Origin of the sequence: Neorhizobium huautlense (assembly GCF_030811685.1) — a bacterium.
GTDB lineage: Bacteria > Pseudomonadota > Alphaproteobacteria > Rhizobiales > Rhizobiaceae > Neorhizobium > Neorhizobium huautlense_A.
In genome coordinates, this window is the sequence record NZ_JAUSRF010000013.1 from 105,881 (window position 1) to 123,143 (window position 17,263).

General features: G+C 59.9%; 17 protein-coding genes. All 17 read left to right on the forward strand.

Annotated elements, in window-relative coordinates:
* Window positions 1–103 precede the first annotated feature (103 nt).
* The 17 genes from J2T09_RS19205 to cimA all read left to right on the forward strand — a co-directional run bounded on the left by J2T09_RS19205 (window position 104) and on the right by cimA (window position 17,253).
* Complete coding sequence (locus J2T09_RS19205) at window positions 104–1,054, forward strand: DUF2232 domain-containing protein (protein ID WP_306837655.1); 951 nt, start codon at window positions 104–106, stop codon at window positions 1,052–1,054.
* Between the two features lie 19 nt (window positions 1,055–1,073).
* A complete protein-coding gene (gene rplI, locus J2T09_RS19210; RefSeq protein ID WP_306837595.1) occupies window positions 1,074–1,649 on the forward strand; it encodes a 50S ribosomal protein L9 in 576 nt (191 codons plus the stop codon).
* Between the two features lie 340 nt (window positions 1,650–1,989).
* On the forward strand, window positions 1,990–3,486 hold the full coding sequence (locus J2T09_RS19215) for a replicative DNA helicase (protein WP_306837596.1): 1,497 nt from the start codon (window positions 1,990–1,992) through the stop codon (window positions 3,484–3,486).
* A 138-nt stretch (window positions 3,487–3,624) separates the two neighbouring features.
* Window positions 3,625–4,812, forward strand: a complete 1,188-nt coding sequence (gene alr, locus J2T09_RS19220) for an alanine racemase (protein ID WP_306837597.1) — start codon at window positions 3,625–3,627, stop codon at window positions 4,810–4,812.
* Between the two features lie 78 nt (window positions 4,813–4,890).
* Complete coding sequence (locus J2T09_RS19225) at window positions 4,891–5,148, forward strand: ribbon-helix-helix domain-containing protein (RefSeq protein WP_306837598.1); 258 nt, start codon at window positions 4,891–4,893, stop codon at window positions 5,146–5,148.
* Between the two features lie 53 nt (window positions 5,149–5,201).
* Window positions 5,202–5,441, forward strand: a complete 240-nt coding sequence (locus J2T09_RS19230) for a type II toxin-antitoxin system RelE/ParE family toxin (RefSeq protein ID WP_306837599.1) — start codon at window positions 5,202–5,204, stop codon at window positions 5,439–5,441.
* Window positions 5,442–5,445: 4 nt separating this feature from the next.
* On the forward strand, window positions 5,446–6,849 hold the full coding sequence (radA, locus tag J2T09_RS19235) for a DNA repair protein RadA (protein WP_306837600.1): 1,404 nt from the start codon (window positions 5,446–5,448) through the stop codon (window positions 6,847–6,849).
* A 152-nt stretch (window positions 6,850–7,001) separates the two neighbouring features.
* Complete coding sequence (locus tag J2T09_RS19240; RefSeq protein ID WP_306837601.1) at window positions 7,002–7,580, forward strand: CvpA family protein; 579 nt, start codon at window positions 7,002–7,004, stop codon at window positions 7,578–7,580.
* Window positions 7,581–7,722: 142 nt separating this feature from the next.
* Complete coding sequence (purF, locus tag J2T09_RS19245; RefSeq protein ID WP_306837602.1) at window positions 7,723–9,213, forward strand: amidophosphoribosyltransferase; 1,491 nt, start codon at window positions 7,723–7,725, stop codon at window positions 9,211–9,213.
* 416 nt (window positions 9,214–9,629) lie between these two features.
* Window positions 9,630–10,370 carry an SDR family NAD(P)-dependent oxidoreductase gene (locus J2T09_RS19250; protein ID WP_306837603.1) on the forward strand — a complete coding sequence of 247 codons (741 nt, stop codon included), beginning with the start codon at window positions 9,630–9,632 and terminating at the stop codon, window positions 10,368–10,370.
* 82 nt (window positions 10,371–10,452) lie between these two features.
* Entirely contained in the window at window positions 10,453–10,677 is a 225-nt protein-coding gene (locus J2T09_RS19255) for a DUF2188 domain-containing protein (protein WP_306837604.1), read from the forward strand.
* A gap of 838 nt (window positions 10,678–11,515) precedes the next feature.
* Window positions 11,516–12,901, forward strand: coding sequence for a cysteine--tRNA ligase (cysS, locus tag J2T09_RS19260; protein ID WP_306837605.1), 1,386 nt, complete (start codon window positions 11,516–11,518; stop codon window positions 12,899–12,901).
* A 68-nt stretch (window positions 12,902–12,969) separates the two neighbouring features.
* Window positions 12,970–13,455: a GFA family protein gene (locus J2T09_RS19265; protein ID WP_306837606.1), complete on the forward strand. Its 486-nt coding sequence runs from the start codon at window positions 12,970–12,972 to the stop codon at window positions 13,453–13,455.
* Window positions 13,431–13,958 carry a GFA family protein gene (locus J2T09_RS19270; RefSeq protein WP_306837607.1) on the forward strand — a complete coding sequence of 176 codons (528 nt, stop codon included), beginning with the start codon at window positions 13,431–13,433 and terminating at the stop codon, window positions 13,956–13,958. The genes J2T09_RS19265 and J2T09_RS19270 overlap by 25 nt, the downstream gene beginning before the upstream one ends.
* Entirely contained in the window at window positions 13,955–14,431 is a 477-nt protein-coding gene (locus J2T09_RS19275; protein WP_306837608.1) for a GFA family protein, read from the forward strand. The genes J2T09_RS19270 and J2T09_RS19275 overlap by 4 nt, the downstream gene beginning before the upstream one ends.
* Window positions 14,428–15,387 (forward strand): prolyl aminopeptidase, encoded by a 960-nt coding sequence (pip, locus tag J2T09_RS19280; protein WP_306837609.1) that lies wholly within the window; start codon window positions 14,428–14,430, stop codon window positions 15,385–15,387. The genes J2T09_RS19275 and pip overlap by 4 nt, the downstream gene beginning before the upstream one ends.
* Window positions 15,388–15,621: 234 nt before the next feature.
* Window positions 15,622–17,253 carry a citramalate synthase gene (cimA, locus tag J2T09_RS19285; protein ID WP_306837610.1) on the forward strand — a complete coding sequence of 544 codons (1,632 nt, stop codon included), beginning with the start codon at window positions 15,622–15,624 and terminating at the stop codon, window positions 17,251–17,253.
* Window positions 17,254–17,263: the final 10 nt, after the last annotated feature.

The following is a 17,263-nucleotide window of genomic DNA, read 5'->3' on the forward strand; positions in this document are numbered from 1 at the left end:
TTCCGCCCTCCCCTAACTGCTCGACACGCAGGACAGCGAAACCGTGAACGCACAGATAAAGACAGTATTGCCGACCGGCATCATCGCCGGCATTGCCGCGACCATGCTGGTGCTGGGCGCGTCTACGCAGTCGTTCCTGTCGACCATTCTCTTCGCATCCTCCGCACTTCCCATTCTGATTGCCGGTCTCGGCTGGGGCAATCGCGCCGCCATCATCGCCGTCCTCTCGTCCGCAGTGCTCGGCGCCATCATGGTCTCGCCGACCTTTGCGTTGATGATCGGCGTCTTCACGCTGATCCCGGCCGGCTGGCTGTCGCATCTTGCAAACCTGGCGCGCCCGGCTTCCGAACTCGGTGGCCCCGACAACCTGATGGCCTGGTATCCGATCTCGGATATCCTCATGCATCTGTGCGGCCTGGTGACAATAGCGCTGATCATTCTCGGCTTCATGATCGGTTATGGCCCGGAACTGACCAATTCCATCGTCGATGCCATGAGCGCATCTCTGAGCGCCCCGAATTCCGAATTCGCCGGTGATCCGCAGGCGCTGGCGCAGATCCAGCAGAGCCTTGAGCAGACCAAGTCGATCATCGTGCTTCTGATGCCGGTGGTTCAGGGTGCAGCATGGGTGGCACTGCTGTTCGCCGCCTTCTATTTCGCGGTTCGCATCGTTTCCCGTTCCGGCCGCGCCGTGCGTCCGCGCGAAGACATGCCGTCGGCGCTGCGCATGAACCGCAATGCCATCTTCATCTTCCTCGCCGGCATCCTGATGATGTTTGCCGGTGGTGTGCCGGCCATGATCGGCGCCACCATCTGCGGCACATTCGGCGGCGGTTTCGTGATGTCCGGTTTCGCCGCGCTGCATTTCCGCAGCCTCGGCAAGGACTGGCGCATTCCGGCGCTGACGCTCTGCTACCTCTCCACGATGATGATGCTTCCGGCCTTTGCCGTGCTCATTCTCGGGCTTTTCGATACCCGCCGCACGATTGCACTGACACCGGTGAAGGCTGCGGACGGCAAACAGACCAATACAGATATCAACGAACAGAACTGACACCCGAAAGGATAATACAATGGACGTCATTCTTCTTGAACGCATCGCCAAGCTCGGCCAGATGGGCGAGACCGTAAAGGTCAAGGACGGCTTTGCCCGTAACTACCTTCTGCCGCAGGGCAAGGCGCTGCGCGCCAACGAAGCCAACAAGAAGCGCTTCGAAGCCGAACGCGCCACCCTTGAAGCCCGTAACCTTGAGCGCAAGGGCGAAGCCCAGACCGTTGCCGACGTTCTCGGCGGCAAGACCTTCCTCGTCGTCCGTTCGGCCGGCGAAACCGGTCAGCTCTACGGTTCTGTTGCTGCCCGCGACATCGTTGAGGTTCTGGCTGAAGAAGGCTTCAACATCGGCCGCAACCAGGTCGACCTGAACACCCCGATCAAGACCATCGGCCTGCACAGCGTCACGCTGCACCTGCATTCGGAAGTCGAAATCGAAATCCAGCTCAACGTTGCCCGTTCGGCTGAAGAAGCAGAACGTCAGGCCAAGGGCGAAAGCCTCACCTCGGCCGACGCCATCTACGGCGTTGACGAAGACGCCCTGCGTCCGGAAGATTTCTTCGATCCGGAAGCCGACCAGGACGGCGACGACGAATAATATTTTTCTCGCAGATTTTTCTGCGGGTCGCGCCCGGGCTGCAAGGCCCGGGCGTTTTTGTTTGTGCGGCCGCGCGACAATATGCATACGACCGACACCAAACCCGTTTCGACTCGACATCAGATGCGTTAGACTCCCCTAATGTGAAGCCGAGTCGCATCCGCCGCACAGTCAACCGGATTTGCCACTTCGTTGCGTTTTTTCTTGCGCCTGTGAACTGCTGTGGGAAATGCTTTTCTCGCCGGTCCGGCGTTCCAAGCCGCGGCGAATGCTTCTACAAGCAGACGATACCAAAAGACGCTGACGACCTGACCGCTTAAAAAGACGGATAAAAAGACCGATGAACGAAGTCCCGCGCAAACTTGCAAACGCCCAGCCCGCAGAGCCGCATTACCGCGAAGCTCCGAACAATATCGAAGCGGAACAGGCGCTGCTCGGCGCGATCCTCGTCAACAACGACGCCTATTACCGCGTCTCGGACTTTTTGAAGCCGACACATCTGCACGAACCGCTGCACCGCAAGATTTTCGAGATTGCCGGCGACATCATCCGCATGGGCAAGACCGCGACGCCGGTGACGCTGAAAAACTTCCTGCCGTCCGACCAGAAGGTCGGCGACATGACGGTAGCGCAATATCTCGCGCGCCTTGCCGCCGAAGCCGTTTCGATCATCAATACCGAAGACTATGGTCGCGCCATCTATGATCTGGCGCTGCGCCGCGCGCTGATCACCATCGGCGAGGACATGGTCAACATCGCCTATGACGCGCCGCTCGACATGCCGCCGCAGGCGCAGATCGAAGACACCGAACGCCGTCTGTTCGAACTGGCCGAAACCGGCCGTTACGACGGCGGCTTCCAGTCGTTCAACGATGCCGTGGCGCTTGCCATCGACATGGCCGGCCAGGCCTATGAACGCGACGGTCACCTGTCGGGCATTTCCACCGGCATCATGTCGCTCGACAGCAAGATGGGCGGCTTGCAGCGTTCCGACTTGATCGTGCTTGCCGGACGTCCGGGCATGGGTAAAACCTCTCTTGCCACCAACCTCGCCTACAACATCGCCGCAGCCTACGAGCCGGAAGTGCAGCCCGATGGCTCCTTCAAGGCCAAGAATGGCGGCGTCGTCGGCTTCTATTCGCTGGAAATGTCATCCGAACAGCTGGCCACCCGTATCATCTCCGAGCAGACCGAAGTGTCGTCCTCCAAGATCCGTCGTGGTGACATTACCGAGGCCGATTTCGAAAAGCTGGTCGCCTGCTCCCAGATGATGCAGAAGGTTCCGCTGTTCATCGACCAGACCGGTGGTATTTCCATCGCCCAGCTATCCGCCCGTGCGCGCCGCCTGAAGCGCCAGCGCGGTCTCGATTGCCTGGTGGTCGACTATATCCAGCTGATGACGGGCTCGGGCAAATCCGGTGAAAACCGCGTGCAGGAAATCACCCAGATCACCACGGGCCTGAAATCGCTCGGCAAGGAACTCAACGTGCCGATCATCGCGCTGTCGCAGCTGTCGCGTGGTGTCGAAAGCCGCGAAGACAAACGCCCGCAGCTTTCCGACCTTCGTGAATCCGGCTCGATCGAGCAGGACGCCGACGTGGTGCTCTTCGTGTTCCGTGAGGAATATTACGTGAAGAACCTGGAGCCTCGTGACATTTCCGACCCCAAATATCCGGAATGGGAAGCCCTGATGGACAAGGTCAAGGGCACGGCCGACGTGATCATCGCCAAGCAGCGCCACGGACCGACCGGCACGGTAAAACTCGCCTTCCAGTCGGAATTCACCCGCTTTACCGATCTGGCCGAGCCGAGCTTCACGCATTACGAAGAGCCGTGATTGATGGAAGGCCTGGATTTTGTCCGGGCCTTTCCTCTTATCTCAACCCTGTACCATTATTATTCGAAGCGGCTTTTCTCGTCGCGACGAAGCCTATAGGGTCGCCGCACAACAGCCCCATCGCATGAGTGCCTCCCCATGAACGAGATGATCGACCTTTCCGAAACCGAAGATTTCGACACTGGCACGGCTTACGACCCGTTCGATGTGGCGCCGGTGCGGCTGACCGTCGATCTCGGGGCGCTCACGGACAATTGGCGCGACATGGCGCGCCGCTCTGGCAATGCCCGCACCGCCGCCGTCGTCAAGGCGGATGCCTATGGTCTCGGGTTAGAAGACTGTGGCACCGCGCTTTACGAGGCCGGCGCCCGCGACTTCTTCGTGGCCGTGCCGCAGGAAGGCGCGACCTTGCGCACCTATGCGCCCGACGCCCGCATCTATGTCCTGTCCGGCATCTGGCCGGGCCAGGAAGACTTTTTCTTCGATCATGATCTGGTACCGGTTCTAGCATCGGAAGAGCAGCTTGCCTTCTGGATGTCTGTCATCGCCGATCGTGACGAACACCCTTGCGCGCTGCAGGTCGATACCGGCTTCAACCGCCTTGGCCTTCCACTCGAAGATGCGCTGGCGCTGGCCGACGACGTCTCGCGACCGGCAAGTTTTGCCCCGGTTCTGGTGATGTCTCACCTGCATAGCGGCGACAACCCGTCCTCGCCGCTCAGCCGCGTTCAGCTCGAAGCTTTCAAGAGGGTTGCGGAGGCTTTCGAAGGCATCGAGGCAAGCCTTTCCGCCTCAGCCGGCATCTTTCTAGGGCCGGAATACCATTTTGATCTCACCCGCCCCGGCATTGCCGTTTATGGCGGCGAGGCCGTCAACGGCATGCAGCCGCTGAAAACCGTTGCCAAGGCGGAAGCCCGCATCATCCAGATCCGCGAGGCAGCGGCCGGTTCCACCGTCAGTTATGGCGCTACCCACCAGCTGTCGCGCAACAGCCGGCTTGCCGTGGTGTCCGCCGGTTATGCCGATGGCTACCTGCGCTCGCTTTCCGGCTCCGGCGTGCCGCTGCGCGCCGGTGGCACACCGGGTGCCTTCGGTTTCGTCGGCAATACCCGCGTGCCGGTGCTTGGCCGCGTCACCATGGACATGGTGATCTTCGACATTACCGATGTGCCGGACGGTGATGTGCGCGTCGGCGATTATATCGAACTGTTCGGCCCCAATGTGCCGCTCGACGAGGCCGCCCGCGCCGGCGGCACGATCGGTTACGAACTGCTGACCAGCCTCGGCCTGCGCCACGAGCGCCGTTATATCGACGCCAATGACTGATCTCTTTTATTCCTTCTTTTGACGTCGCTCTTGGAAGCCGATAAGGACCGTGCTAGAAGAGAACAAAAGGAGATCGAAATGACCGAGATCCATCTCAGTGACAAGCAAAAGGCGTTCATCGAAGAGCAGGTGAATTCCGGAGCTTACAAAAGCGCAGAAGACGTCATAGCGGACAGTCTGTCCCGCCTTGGGAGCGAGAACGAAGAATTGCGGGCGATGATCGCGGAAGCGGACGCGCAATTGGCGCGGGATGAATTTGTCACCTACGCCAATGCCGATGCCCATGCCGATGCCATCATCGAGCGGGGGATGCGGTTATTAGACCGAAAGAGCTGATCTACGCCCCGCTCGCCGACACCGACCTGCTCAACATATTTCTCCATATCGCTGTGCACGATCCTGCGGCGGCTTCCGTTTTTGTCAGAGACCTGACCCGAAAGATCGAATGGATCGCATTGAGCGGCTTTCCGGGGTCCCCCCGTGACAATCTCTCGCCCGGACTGAAAGCCTTGCCCTACAGAAAACGCTGCATTTATTTCCGCACGACTGAGACAACAGTCCGCATTCTCCGCGTGGTGCATAGTCACCAGAACATCACGCCAGACTTTTTCAAGACAAACGACATCTGATCCCATGGCAAAACCCAAAACCCAATTCGTGTGCCAGAACTGCGGCACGGTGCATAACCGCTGGGCCGGCAAGTGCGAAGGCTGCGGCGAGTGGAACACCATCGTCGAGGAAGATCCGATGGGCGGCATCGGGTCTGGCCCCGGCAAGGTGCCGAAAAAGGGCCGTGCCGTCACGCTGACCACACTGTCGGGTGAAACTGAGGAAGCACCGCGCGTCCAGACCGGCATTTCCGAACTCGACCGCGCCACCGGCGGCGGTTTTGTACGTGGTTCGGTCGTGTTGGTCGGCGGCGATCCCGGCATCGGCAAATCGACGCTTCTCATGCAGGCCGCCGCCGCACTGTCGCGTCGCAAGCAGCGCATCATCTATGTCTCGGGCGAAGAAGCCGTGGCGCAGGTGCGCCTGCGCGCGCAACGTCTGGGTGCCGCAGATACCGACGTATTGCTCGCCGCCGAAACCAATGTCGAAGACATTCTCGCCACCATTTCCGAAGGCAAACGCCCCGATCTCGTCATCATCGATTCCATCCAGACGCTTTGGAGCGATACCGCCGACAGTGCCCCCGGTACCGTCACGCAGGTGCGCACCGGCGTGCAGGCGATGATCCGCTTTGCCAAGCAGACGGGCGCGGCCATGGTTCTCGTCGGCCACGTCACCAAGGAAGGCCAGATCGCCGGCCCCCGCGTGGTCGAGCATATGGTCGATGCCGTGCTGTATTTCGAAGGCGACCGCGGCCATCATTACCGCGTGCTGCGCACCGTGAAAAACCGCTTTGGCCCGACCGACGAGATCGGCGTGTTCGAAATGTCGGATCGTGGTCTGCGCGAAGTCACCAACCCGTCCGAACTGTTTTTGGGCGAACGCAATGCCAAGTCTCCGGGTGCCGCCGTGTTCGCCGGCATGGAGGGTACACGTCCGGTTCTCGTCGAAGTGCAGGCGCTGGTGGCACCGACCTCGCTCGGCACGCCACGCCGTGCCGTGGTCGGCTGGGATTCATCCCGCCTCGCCATGATCCTTGCCGTGCTCGAAGCCCATTGCGGCGTACGGCTCGGTCAGCATGACGTTTATTTGAACGTCGCGGGCGGTTACCGCATTTCCGAACCGGCGGCGGATATGGCCATTGCATCCGCCCTCGTCTCGTCACTTGCGGATACACCGTTGCCGCCGGATTGCGTGTTTTTCGGCGAAATCAGCCTGTCCGGTGCGGTGCGCCCGGTATCGCAGACGGCGCAACGCCTGAAGGAAGCCGAAAAGCTCGGCTTTGCCGGCGCCATGCTGCCAGCCACCTCTGCCGAATTGCCGAAGGGCGGAAACGCGCGCTGGACGAAGATCGAAGACTTGCCGGATCTTGTATCGCGCATTGCCGGGTCGGCAAAGAAACTGGGGAAACAGGACGATGAGGATTGATCTTCCGTTACCGAGACGACTGATGTAAGAGGGCAGCGATAAGGACGTCAGTGCCTTTTCGGCACACGTCATGACAGGCGACCGGACAAAGCGACCGGACCGCCTTTCGCATTCCGGCCCCGTCGCCGATCAAGTTCTGGAGTAGGTAGTTTATGCCCATCACGATTTTCGACGGTATCGTCATCGGCGTCACGCTGTTTTCGGCCGTGCTCGCCATGGTACGCGGCTTTTCCCGCGAAGTGCTGTCGATTGCCAGCTGGGTGGGTTCGGTTGCCGCCGCCTATTACCTCTACCCGCTGATCCTGCCCTATGCGAAGAACTACACGGCGGATGACCGTATCGCGCTGGCCGCCTCCGTCGGCATCGTGTTCCTGATCGCGCTGATCATCATCACCTTCATCACCACCAAGATCGCCGATTTCATCATCGACAGCCGCATCGGCGCGCTGGACCGCACGCTCGGTTTCCTGTTCGGCGCGGCCCGTGGCGTGCTTCTTCTGGTCGTGGCACTTGCCTTCTGGAACTGGCTGGTGGGCGCACAGGCGCAACCGGATTGGGTCAAGAACGCCAAGTCGAAGCCGTTCATGGACTCTCTGGTGGTGCGCCTCGTGGCAGCACTGCCTGAAAACGTCGAGGCACGTGCGCGCGCCCGCCTGAGCGGAGAGCCTGAACCGGGCGAAGCCGGACAGGAACAGGCGCCGTCCGACGAAGCGCCGTCAACAAATAATTGACGCTATGTTGCGCTTGATACGCAGCAAACCGTCACCATTTGTGCTATCAAGCACCTGAACAGAGCAAGGCCGGACAGCGGGACAAGGATTTGACCGCCCGGCCTATTCGTTTTTCCTGTACGAAAGTAAAAGGCCAGCAGAGATGAGTCAGCCGGTTCCGCAAGGCATTATCGATGATTTGGATGGCGACACGCTGCATGAAGAATGTGGCGTGTTCGGCATTTTGGGGCATCCCGACGCGGCAACGCTGACGGCACTCGGCCTGCACGCGCTGCAGCACCGCGGCCAGGAAGCCGCCGGCATCGTCACCTTCGATGGCCTGCGTTTCCATTCGGAACGCCGCATGGGCCTCGTCGGCGACCACTACACCGACCCGGCAACGCTTGCCAAACTGCCGGGCGACATCTCGATCGGCCATGTGCGTTATTCCACGACCGGCGAAGTGGCGCTGCGAAACGTGCAGCCGCTGTTCGCCGAACTGGAAGTCGGCGGCATCGCCATTGCACATAACGGCAATTTTACAAACGGTCTGACCCTGCGTCGCCAGCTGATCGCCGGTGGCGCCATCTGTCAGTCTACCTCCGATACAGAAGTCGTCCTGCACCTCATTGCCCGCTCGCGTTACTCTTCCACGGCAGACCGTTTCATCGATGCGGTTCGTCAGATGGAAGGCGGTTATTCGATGCTGGCCATGACCCGAACCAAGCTGATCGCCGCCCGCGACCCCACCGGCATTCGTCCGCTGGTCATGGGCGAACTCGACGGCAAGCCGGTCTTCTGCTCGGAAACCTGCGCACTCGATATCATCGGCGCGAAATATGTGCGCGACGTCGAAAACGGCGAAGTCATCATCTGCGAAACGCAGGCGGATGGTTCGATCTCGATCGACGCCCGCAAGGCCGGCAATGGCCAGCCGGAACGCCTCTGCCTGTTCGAATATGTCTACTTTGCCCGTCCTGACTCTGTCGTCGGTGGACGCTCGGTTTATGTTGCCCGCAAGAACATGGGCATCAACCTTGCCAAGGAAGCCCCGGTCGAAGCCGATGTCGTCGTGCCTGTTCCGGATGGCGGCACGCCGGCAGCGCTCGGTTATGCGCAGGAGAGCGGCATTCCGTTCGAATACGGCATCATCCGCAACCATTATGTCGGCCGCACCTTCATCGAACCGACGCAGCAGATTCGCGCCTTCGGCGTGAAGCTGAAACATTCGGCCAATCGCGCGATGATCGAAGGCAAGCGTGTCGTGCTGGTCGATGATTCGGTCGTGCGCGGCACCACCTCGCTGAAGATCGTGCAGATGATCCGCGATGCCGGCGCCAGGGAAGTGCATCTGCGCGTCGCCAGCCCGATGATCTATTATCCCGATTTCTACGGCATCGACACGCCGGACCGGGAAAAGCTGCTCGCCAACCAGTACGAAGGCCTGGAAGCGATGTGCAAATATATCGGCTGCGACAGTCTTGAATTCCTGTCGATCAACGGCCTTTACCGCGCCGTCGGCGGCGAGGACCGCAACGATGCGCGTCCGCAGTTCACCGACCACTATTTTACCGGCGACTACCCGACCCGCCTTCTCGACAAGGATGGTGAAGCGGTTGGCCGCAAGGTTTCGCTTCTGGCCAGCAACGGCTGAGCCAAGCGATCGTGAATGAGTGAGGGCGTCCGGCGGGCGCCCTTTTCATTTGGAAAGGCACGGCAACGGACAATAGGCCGCACCCGCTTCGACCGGCGCGTTGACCGACGTCAACAGTTGACGCCGCAATGTTCGGCATAGTCTCCACAACAACGGAGACCCTGTGCCGTGTCGATTTTTGTGTCCCTTTTCAACCGCTCCTCCGGCAGAACGCCTGCGGCGCGACCATGTGTCCCTTCACGTCGGTACATCGATGGCCGGGTGACGGGACCGCGTTACCCGGGTTGCGCGCAGGGTCTTGCGCATACCGGACGGCTGTGACAATCACGATATCCGAGAGGTCGCGCGGTACCGCCGCGAAGCAATGCCTCTGTAACGGCGCGACCGTCAAAGGCCGCAGCATCGAGGGGCAAGATATGACGATCGACCTGAAGGACAGGATTGCACTGGTGACCGGCGCTTCGCGCGGCATCGGTTATTTCACGGCACTCGAACTGGCCAAGGCTGGCGCGCATGTGATTGCCTGCGCCCGCACGGTCGGCGGACTTGAAGAACTCGACGACATCATCAAGGCGGTCGGCGGATCGGCCACGCTCGTGCCCTTCGACATTACCGACATGGCAGCGATCGACAAGCTCGGTGCATCCATTTTCGAGCGTTGGGGCAAGCTCGACATTCTCGTCGCCAATGCCGGCATTCTGGGCGTCATTTCGCCGATCGCCCATGTCGAGGCAAAAGTATTCGAGAAGGTGATGAACACCAACGTCACGTCGATGTGGCGGCTGATCCGCTCGCTTGAACCGTTGCTGGTCAAATCCGACGCCGGCCGCGCGCTGCTCTTGTCCTCCGGTGTAGCCACCAATCCGCGCGCCTTCTGGGGCGCCTATGCGATGTCGAAGGCGGCGGTGGAAACCATGGGCCGCATCTGGGCCGAGGAAATGGCGCATACATCGCTGAAGATCAACATGGTCAACCCCGGCGCCACCCGCACGGCAATGCGCGCACAGGCCATGCCGGGCGAAGACCCGGAAACGCTGCCGCATCCGTCGGAAATCGCGGAAAAGATTTTGCCGCTGATGTCGCCGAGCCTGACGGAAAGCGGCAAGCTGTTCGTGGTACGCGAAAACCGGTTCGTGGAGTATCGGCTGCCGGAGTAATATCGGCACGCCCCCTGTAAAACGAGAGTGGTATTCGCCTATATTGCAGCTATGATCACTTTTATTGGATAGGAAACTCGGAATGTCCAGCAAAGGTCAGCACGTGGTTCCCCAGGCAGGGAAATGGGGCGTAAAAAAAGCAGGATCTGCAAAGTCGACAAGTTTGCATTCCACTCAGGCTGAAGCAATCAAAGCAGCCACGCAAATCGCGCGCAACCAGAAGACCGAAGTCTATATTCACGGCAAAGACGGCCGTATCAGAGAACGGAACTCCTTCGGCAACGATCCTTATCCGCCGAAGGGTTGAGCGTGGGCAAACCTCCATTTGAAAAATCAGTTTTCATCAACTGCCCTTTCGATGAGGGTTTCGCACCTATCCTTCAGGCAATTGCGTTTTGTGTTGTATATCTAGGTTTTTCGCCGCGCCTCGCTCCTGAGAATTCGGATAATGCAGTCGCGCGTCTCGACCGGATTATTGAGATCGTCAAAGGATCCCAATACGCCATCCACGATCTCAGCCGTTGCCGTTCCACAAGCAAGAATCAGTACGCTCGAATGAACATGCCGTTCGAACTGGGCATTGATCATGCCTGCAGTCGATTTGGCGGAGCCCCTATGACACGAAGTCAATCCTTATTCTTGAAGAACGGCGCTACGATTACCAGAAGGCACTTTCGGATATCTCAGGCTGGGACATAGAGCCTCATAATGGCGATCATCAGAAGGCCGTCGCCAAAGTCCGGACATGGCTCGCCGCCCAAGCTGGCGCTCCCAAAATCGCGCCCTCGAAAATCCTCGGAGAATATGCGGCATTTCAGGAATGGTACTGGGAAAGAGAATTAGCTGCCGGAGCATCGGAAGACGATATTCGCGAATATCCGACTGTTGAGGTCGTCGAAGCAATGCACGAGTGGATGTCTCTGGGCAAACCGATCTGAGCATCCTTGTCCTGTCTCCCCTTGACCAAACCCCGCCTCCGCGCCATAACCGAGCCCATGAAAACGACGATTTCCATTTGTGGGAACATTATCCGCTAGCGTTCGCGCTGGTCCGGCCGTTTTCGTCTCTCGAAAGCCTTGAAGACAAACGCCCCGGTCCGGTACCGGTGGTGGCATGCGCTTTGAGCACCTTGGGAGAATTTTTCAATGAGCGTCACGCTCAAGCTATACAATACCTTGAACCGCGAGAAGACGGCCTTCCAGCCGATCGATGCCGACAACGTGCGCATGTATGTCTGCGGCCCGACGGTTTATGATTTCGCCCATATCGGCAATGCCCGCCCGGCGATCGTGTTCGATGTGCTTTTCCGTCTGTTGCGGCATGTCTATGGCGACAGCCATGTCACCTATGCCCGCAACATCACCGACGTCGATGACAAGATCAACGCGCGGGCGCTGCGCGATTTTCCGCATCTGCCGCTCAACGATGCCATCCATGCGGTGACGGAGAAGACTGCAAAACAGTTCCATGCAGATGTGGCGGCCCTCGGCTGCCTTGAGCCGACCGTCGAGCCACGCGCCACCGACAATATCGAGCAGATGGTCGCCATCATCGAAAAGCTGATCGGCAACGGCCACGCTTATGTGGCCGAGGGCGAGGTGCTGTTCGACACCAGGTCGATGACCGATTACGGCCAGCTTTCCAAGCGTCCGTTGGACGAGCAGCAGGCCGGCATCCGCATCGCCGTCGATGCCCATAAAAAGAACCCCGGCGATTTCGTGCTCTGGAAGCTGTCCTCCGACAACGAACCCGGCTGGGAAAGCCCATGGGGCCGTGGTCGTCCGGGCTGGCATATCGAATGCTCGGCGATGAGCAATCGATATCTCGGCGAGGTGTTCGACATCCATGGCGGCGGGCTGGACCTGATCTTTCCGCACCATGAAAACGAGATCGCCCAGTCGCGTTGCGCTCACGGCACCGAAGTGATGGCCAATGTCTGGATGCATAACGGCTTTGTGCAGGTCGAAGGCCGCAAGATGTCGAAATCCGACGGCAATTTCGTCACCGTCAACCAGTTGCTGGCGACGCAAGATTTCGGCGGTCGCCAGTGGCCGGGCGAAATTCTGCGCCTTGCCATGCTGATGACGCATTATCGCGAGCCAATCGATTTTTCGATCAAGCGTCTGGAAGAAGCCGAGCGGCTGCTGGCAAAGTGGCCGGCGGCGGACGCCTCGGATACTGCCCCCTGCCCGATCATCATAGATGCGCTGGCCGATGACCTGAACACCGTTGCCGCCGTTCAACGCCTGCATGCGCTGGCGCAGGAAGCCAATGCGGATGCGACGCTGTTGCCAATGTTTGCGGCGAGTGCAACGCTTCTCGGCGTGTTGCCGGAAAAGACGGAGGTGGACGAGGCACTGGCCGGTGCCGTCGATGCACTGGTCGCCATGCGGCTTGAAATGCTGAAGGCCAAGAACTTCGCTGAAGCCGACAGGATCCGTGACGAACTTTCGGCAAAGGGCATCCAGTTGAAGGACGGCAAGGATGCGGCAACCGGTGAAAGGATGACGACCTGGGAGGTCAAGCGATAGAATAATTCCGGTGGCGTCTGACGGCGCCACCACTTGGTGTTCTTCGACGGGTTCAGGAGGCTTGAAGAGTGACCAGACAGATTCACACCGGCGGCTGCCAGTGCGGCGCCGTGCGATACCAAGCGACAGGCGAGATCGGCTTTCCACACGTCTGCCATTGCCGCATGTGCCAGAAGGCGGCGGGCAATTATTTCATGCCCTTTGGCGGCGTGACCCACGAAAATTTCAAGCTCACGCGTGGCGAACCGACATGGTTCCAATCCTCCGAAAGCGTGCGGCGCGGATTCTGTGGCAAGTGCGGCACGCCGCTGTTTTACGATGGCGGCAGCGACCATATCAGCATCACGCTCGGTTCGCTCGATGAACCCGAAAGCGTCAAGCCGGATCTTCAGACCAATCTTGCACGAAAAATGCCCTGGTTTGGCGATCTCGACAGCCTCAGACACGATGGCAGCTTCGATATGTCACCGGAAGATGATGCGTCGGTTGCGTCGAGCAGCCGACAGCACCCCGATCACGACACCGCAATATGGCCGATGGAGAAGAGGAATTGACCTATCACGTCCATACCGGCGGTTGCCAATGCGGCGCCATCCGTTTCCGTATCGATGGCAAACCCAGCCAGTCTTCCATCTGTCACTGTCGCATGTGCCAAAAGGCCTTTGGCTCCTATTATGCACCGCTGGTTTCCACGAGAGGCGCCGTATTCGGCTGGACCCGTGGTGCGCCCAAATATTTCCAGTCGTCCAACCATGTGCGACGCGGCTTTTGCGACAATTGCGGCACGCCGCTGACCTATGAGGCCATGGGCGGCATTTCGCTCTCCGCAGGCGCTTTCGATGATCCGTCGAGCCTGCCGCCGGTCATGCAATATGGCACCGAAGGCAAGCTGCCTTTTGTCGATCATCTGCATGCCCTGCCCGGCCACCCGACGGAGCAGGACATGACCGACGCGCCCTTCCTCGCCGACATCAAATCCAACCAGCATCCCGACCACGATACAGACACCTGGAAGCCACTGACCGCCACCGGCGGCAACAAGGAAGACGACAGATGACAGAGCATGTCAGAACAGGCGGCTGCCAGTGCGGCGCCGTGCGCTTCAGGATCAACGGCCAACTCGGGCGAGCCTCGATCTGCCATTGCCGCATGTGCCAGAAGGCTTTTGGCGGCTTTTTCGGGCCACTGGTTTCGGCACCGGAAGGCGGCGTCGAATGGACCCGTGGCGAACCGAAATATTTCCAGTCCTCCGTCAATATCGACAGGGGTTTTTGCGAAAACTGCGGCACGCCGCTGACCTACCGCACGCCCTCCAGCCTCGATATCGCCATAGGCGCCTTCGATGAGCGTGACGATCTTGCACCCACAGTGCAAGTCAATCACGCCTTCAGGCTGCCTTGGGTGGAAACCATATTCGAGGCCGAGATCCATGGCGATGCGGGTTATTACGCCCGGCAGGAGCAGATCATCTCCTTCCAGCATCCCGACCACGAGACCGAAAACTGGCCGGAGAAAGGCTTGCACCTGTGACCGAAATTCTGCGCACCTTCTATCCCGAGATCGAACCTTATGAGAGCGGTCATCTCGATGTCGGCGACGGCCATGTGATCTATTGGGAACGCGTCGGTACCAAGGGCGCCAAGCCCGCTGTCGTTTTGCATGGCGGTCCGGGCGGCGGTTGCACGCCGGCACAACGGCGTCTGTTCGATCCGGCCCTTTACGACGTCCTTCTGTTCGACCAGCGTGGCTGTGGCCGCTCCACACCCCATGCCGGTCTCGAGGCCAACACGACATGGCACCTTGTCGCCGATATCGAGCGGCTGCGCGCCATGGTGGATGTCGATACGTGGCAGGTGTTTGGTGGCTCCTGGGGATCCACACTGGCGCTGGCCTATGCCGAAACCTACCCGCAGCATGTCAGCGAACTGGTCTTGCGCGGCGTCTATACGCTGACCAAGGCGGAAATGGACTGGTATTACCAGTTCGGCGTCTCGGAAATGTTTCCGGACAGATGGGAGGATTTTATCGCACCCATCCCCGAACACGAACGCCACGAGATGCTGCCTGCCTATCATCGTCGCCTGACCGGCCCGGACCGCGCCGAGCAGATCCGTTGCGCCAAGGCATGGAGTGTCTGGGAAGGCTCGACCATCACGCTTCTGCCCGATCCGCAACTGGCGTCGAAACACGACGAGGACCATTTCGCACTGGCCTTTGCCAGGATCGAAACCCATTACTTCATGCACGGCGGCTGGCTAGAGGAAGGCCAGCTTCTGCGCGATGCCACGAAGCTGAAAGGCATTCCCGGCGCCATCGTGCATGGTCGTTATGACATGCCCTGCTCGCTGAAATATGCCTGGCAACTTTCGAAGGTCTGGTCCGATGCGGATTTCCATATCATCGAAGGTGCCGGCCATGCCGTTTCAGAACCGGGCATCACCGACCAGCTGATCCGCGCAACGGACCGGTTTGCGGGGAAAATTTGATCCAATGCGTGCGGCACTCACCCCCCTCTGCCCTGCCGGGCATCTCCCCCTCAAGGGGGGAGATCGGCTGGGCGCACGCTTGCCGGACGAAATCAGTGTCTCTGCGAAACATTGGTTTGTGGCAAAAGCGAAGGTCATGCCGCCTGTGATCTCCCCCCTTGAGGGGGAGATGGTCGGCAGACCAGAGGGGGGTATCTCAACCAAAAGCATAACATTGCTCTGGGAGGAGCATTCATGACCCAGGCACCGAACACCAGAGACCGCATCCACCTTTTCGACACAACGCTGCGCGATGGCCAGCAGACGCCCGGTGTCGATTTTTCCGTCGAGGACAAGATCGCGATTTCGGCCATGCTGGATGAATTCGGTTTCGATTATGTCGAAGGCGGCTATCCCGGAGCGAACCCGACCGATACCGCATTCTTCTCGGAAAAACGAACCACCAAGGCAAAGTTCGTCGCTTTCGGCATGACCAAGCGGGCCGGCATTTCGGCTTCCAACGATCCCGGCCTTGCCACCCTGCTGCAAGCCAAAAGCGATGCCGTCTGCTTCGTCGCCAAGAGCTGGGATTACCATGTCGAAGTCGCGCTCGGCTGTACCAACGAGGAAAACCTCGCATCGATCCATGACAGCGTCGAGGCCGCAAGGACAGCGGGCAAGGAGCCGCTGGTGGATTGCGAACATTTCTTCGATGGCTACAAGGCCAATCCGCAATACGCCCTCGCCTGCGCCCGCACGGCCTATGACGCCGGCGCGCGCTGGATCGTGCTCTGCGACACCAATGGCGGCACCCAGCCGAACGAGCTGCGCGAGATCGTCTCCGCCGTCATCGCCTCCGGCATTCCGGGCGCCTCGCTCGGCATCCATGCGCATGACGATACCGGCCAGGCGGTCGCCAATTCGCTGGCCGCCATCGAGGCCGGCTGCCGGCAGGTGCAGGGCACGCTGAACGGCATCGGCGAACGCTGCGGCAATGCCAACCTGATCACGCTGATCGGCACGCTCTGTCTCAAGGAGGCATACGCCTCCCGCTTCGAGACCGCCATCGACCCGGAACGTCTCTCCGGCCTGACACGGCTCAGCCACGCCTTTGACGAGTTGCTCAACCGCTCGCCCAATCATCAGGCGCCTTATGTCGGCGCGTCCGCCTTCGCCACCAAGGCCGGCATCCATGCCTCGGCACTGCTGAAGGACCCGCGCACCTATGAACACGTGACGCCGGAAAGTGTCGGCAATTTCCGCAAGGTCATGGTGTCGGATCAGGGCGGCAAGTCGAATTTCATCAACGCGCTGAAGAGGCGCGGCATCGAGGTTTCGAAGAATGATCCGAAACTCGATCACCTGATCTCTATCGTCAAGGAACGCGAAGCGTCCGGTTATGCCTATGAAGGCGCCGACGCCAGTTTCGAACTGCTGGCCCGCCGCACGCTCGGCACCATTCCGGAATTTTTCGCCGTCGATGGTTTTCGCGTGATGGTCGAACGTCGTTTCGACAGTTTTGGCCGCGTGAAGACGGTCTCGGAAGCCGTCGTGCGCATCGTCATCGATGGTGAAAACCATATGTCGGTGGCGGAAGGCGACGGCCCGGTCAACGCGCTCGACCTCGCGCTTCGAAAAGACTTTGGCAAATACCAGCACGAGATCGACGACCTCGTGCTGGCCGATTTCAAGGTGCGCATTCTGAACGGCGGCACGGAGGCCATCACCCGCGTCCTGATCGAATCCACCGATGGCAGCGGCGTGCGCTGGTGGACGGTCGGCGTCTCGGAAAACATCATCGACGCCTCGTTCCAGGCATTGATGGATTCGGTGATCTACAAGCTGATGAAAAACCGCGAACTGGCGGGCAGGATTGCGGCGGAGTGATGCCGCGATC

What these genes read in the sequence shown, in the direction of transcription:
- J2T09_RS19205 (WP_306837655.1), top strand. Translation starts at nt 104, where the DNA reads ATGCTGGTGCTGGGCGCGTCTACGCAGTCGTTCCTGTCGACCATTCTC.
- cysS (WP_306837605.1), top strand. Translation starts at nt 11,516, where the DNA reads ATGAGCGTCACGCTCAAGCTATACAATACCTTGAACCGCGAGAAGACG.
- rplI (WP_306837595.1), top strand. Translation starts at nt 1,074, where the DNA reads ATGGACGTCATTCTTCTTGAACGCATCGCCAAGCTCGGCCAGATGGGC.
- J2T09_RS19240 (WP_306837601.1), top strand. Translation starts at nt 7,002, where the DNA reads ATGCCCATCACGATTTTCGACGGTATCGTCATCGGCGTCACGCTGTTT.
- alr (WP_306837597.1), top strand. Translation starts at nt 3,625, where the DNA reads ATGAACGAGATGATCGACCTTTCCGAAACCGAAGATTTCGACACTGGC.
- purF (WP_306837602.1), top strand. Translation starts at nt 7,723, where the DNA reads ATGAGTCAGCCGGTTCCGCAAGGCATTATCGATGATTTGGATGGCGAC.
- J2T09_RS19255 (WP_306837604.1), top strand. Translation starts at nt 10,453, where the DNA reads ATGTCCAGCAAAGGTCAGCACGTGGTTCCCCAGGCAGGGAAATGGGGC.
- cimA (WP_306837610.1), top strand. Translation starts at nt 15,622, where the DNA reads ATGACCCAGGCACCGAACACCAGAGACCGCATCCACCTTTTCGACACA.
- J2T09_RS19275 (WP_306837608.1), top strand. Translation starts at nt 13,955, where the DNA reads ATGACAGAGCATGTCAGAACAGGCGGCTGCCAGTGCGGCGCCGTGCGC.
- J2T09_RS19270 (WP_306837607.1), top strand. Translation starts at nt 13,431, where the DNA reads ATGGCCGATGGAGAAGAGGAATTGACCTATCACGTCCATACCGGCGGT.
- radA (WP_306837600.1), top strand. Translation starts at nt 5,446, where the DNA reads ATGGCAAAACCCAAAACCCAATTCGTGTGCCAGAACTGCGGCACGGTG.
- J2T09_RS19215 (WP_306837596.1), top strand. Translation starts at nt 1,990, where the DNA reads ATGAACGAAGTCCCGCGCAAACTTGCAAACGCCCAGCCCGCAGAGCCG.
- J2T09_RS19225 (WP_306837598.1), top strand. Translation starts at nt 4,891, where the DNA reads ATGACCGAGATCCATCTCAGTGACAAGCAAAAGGCGTTCATCGAAGAG.
- J2T09_RS19250 (WP_306837603.1), top strand. Translation starts at nt 9,630, where the DNA reads ATGACGATCGACCTGAAGGACAGGATTGCACTGGTGACCGGCGCTTCG.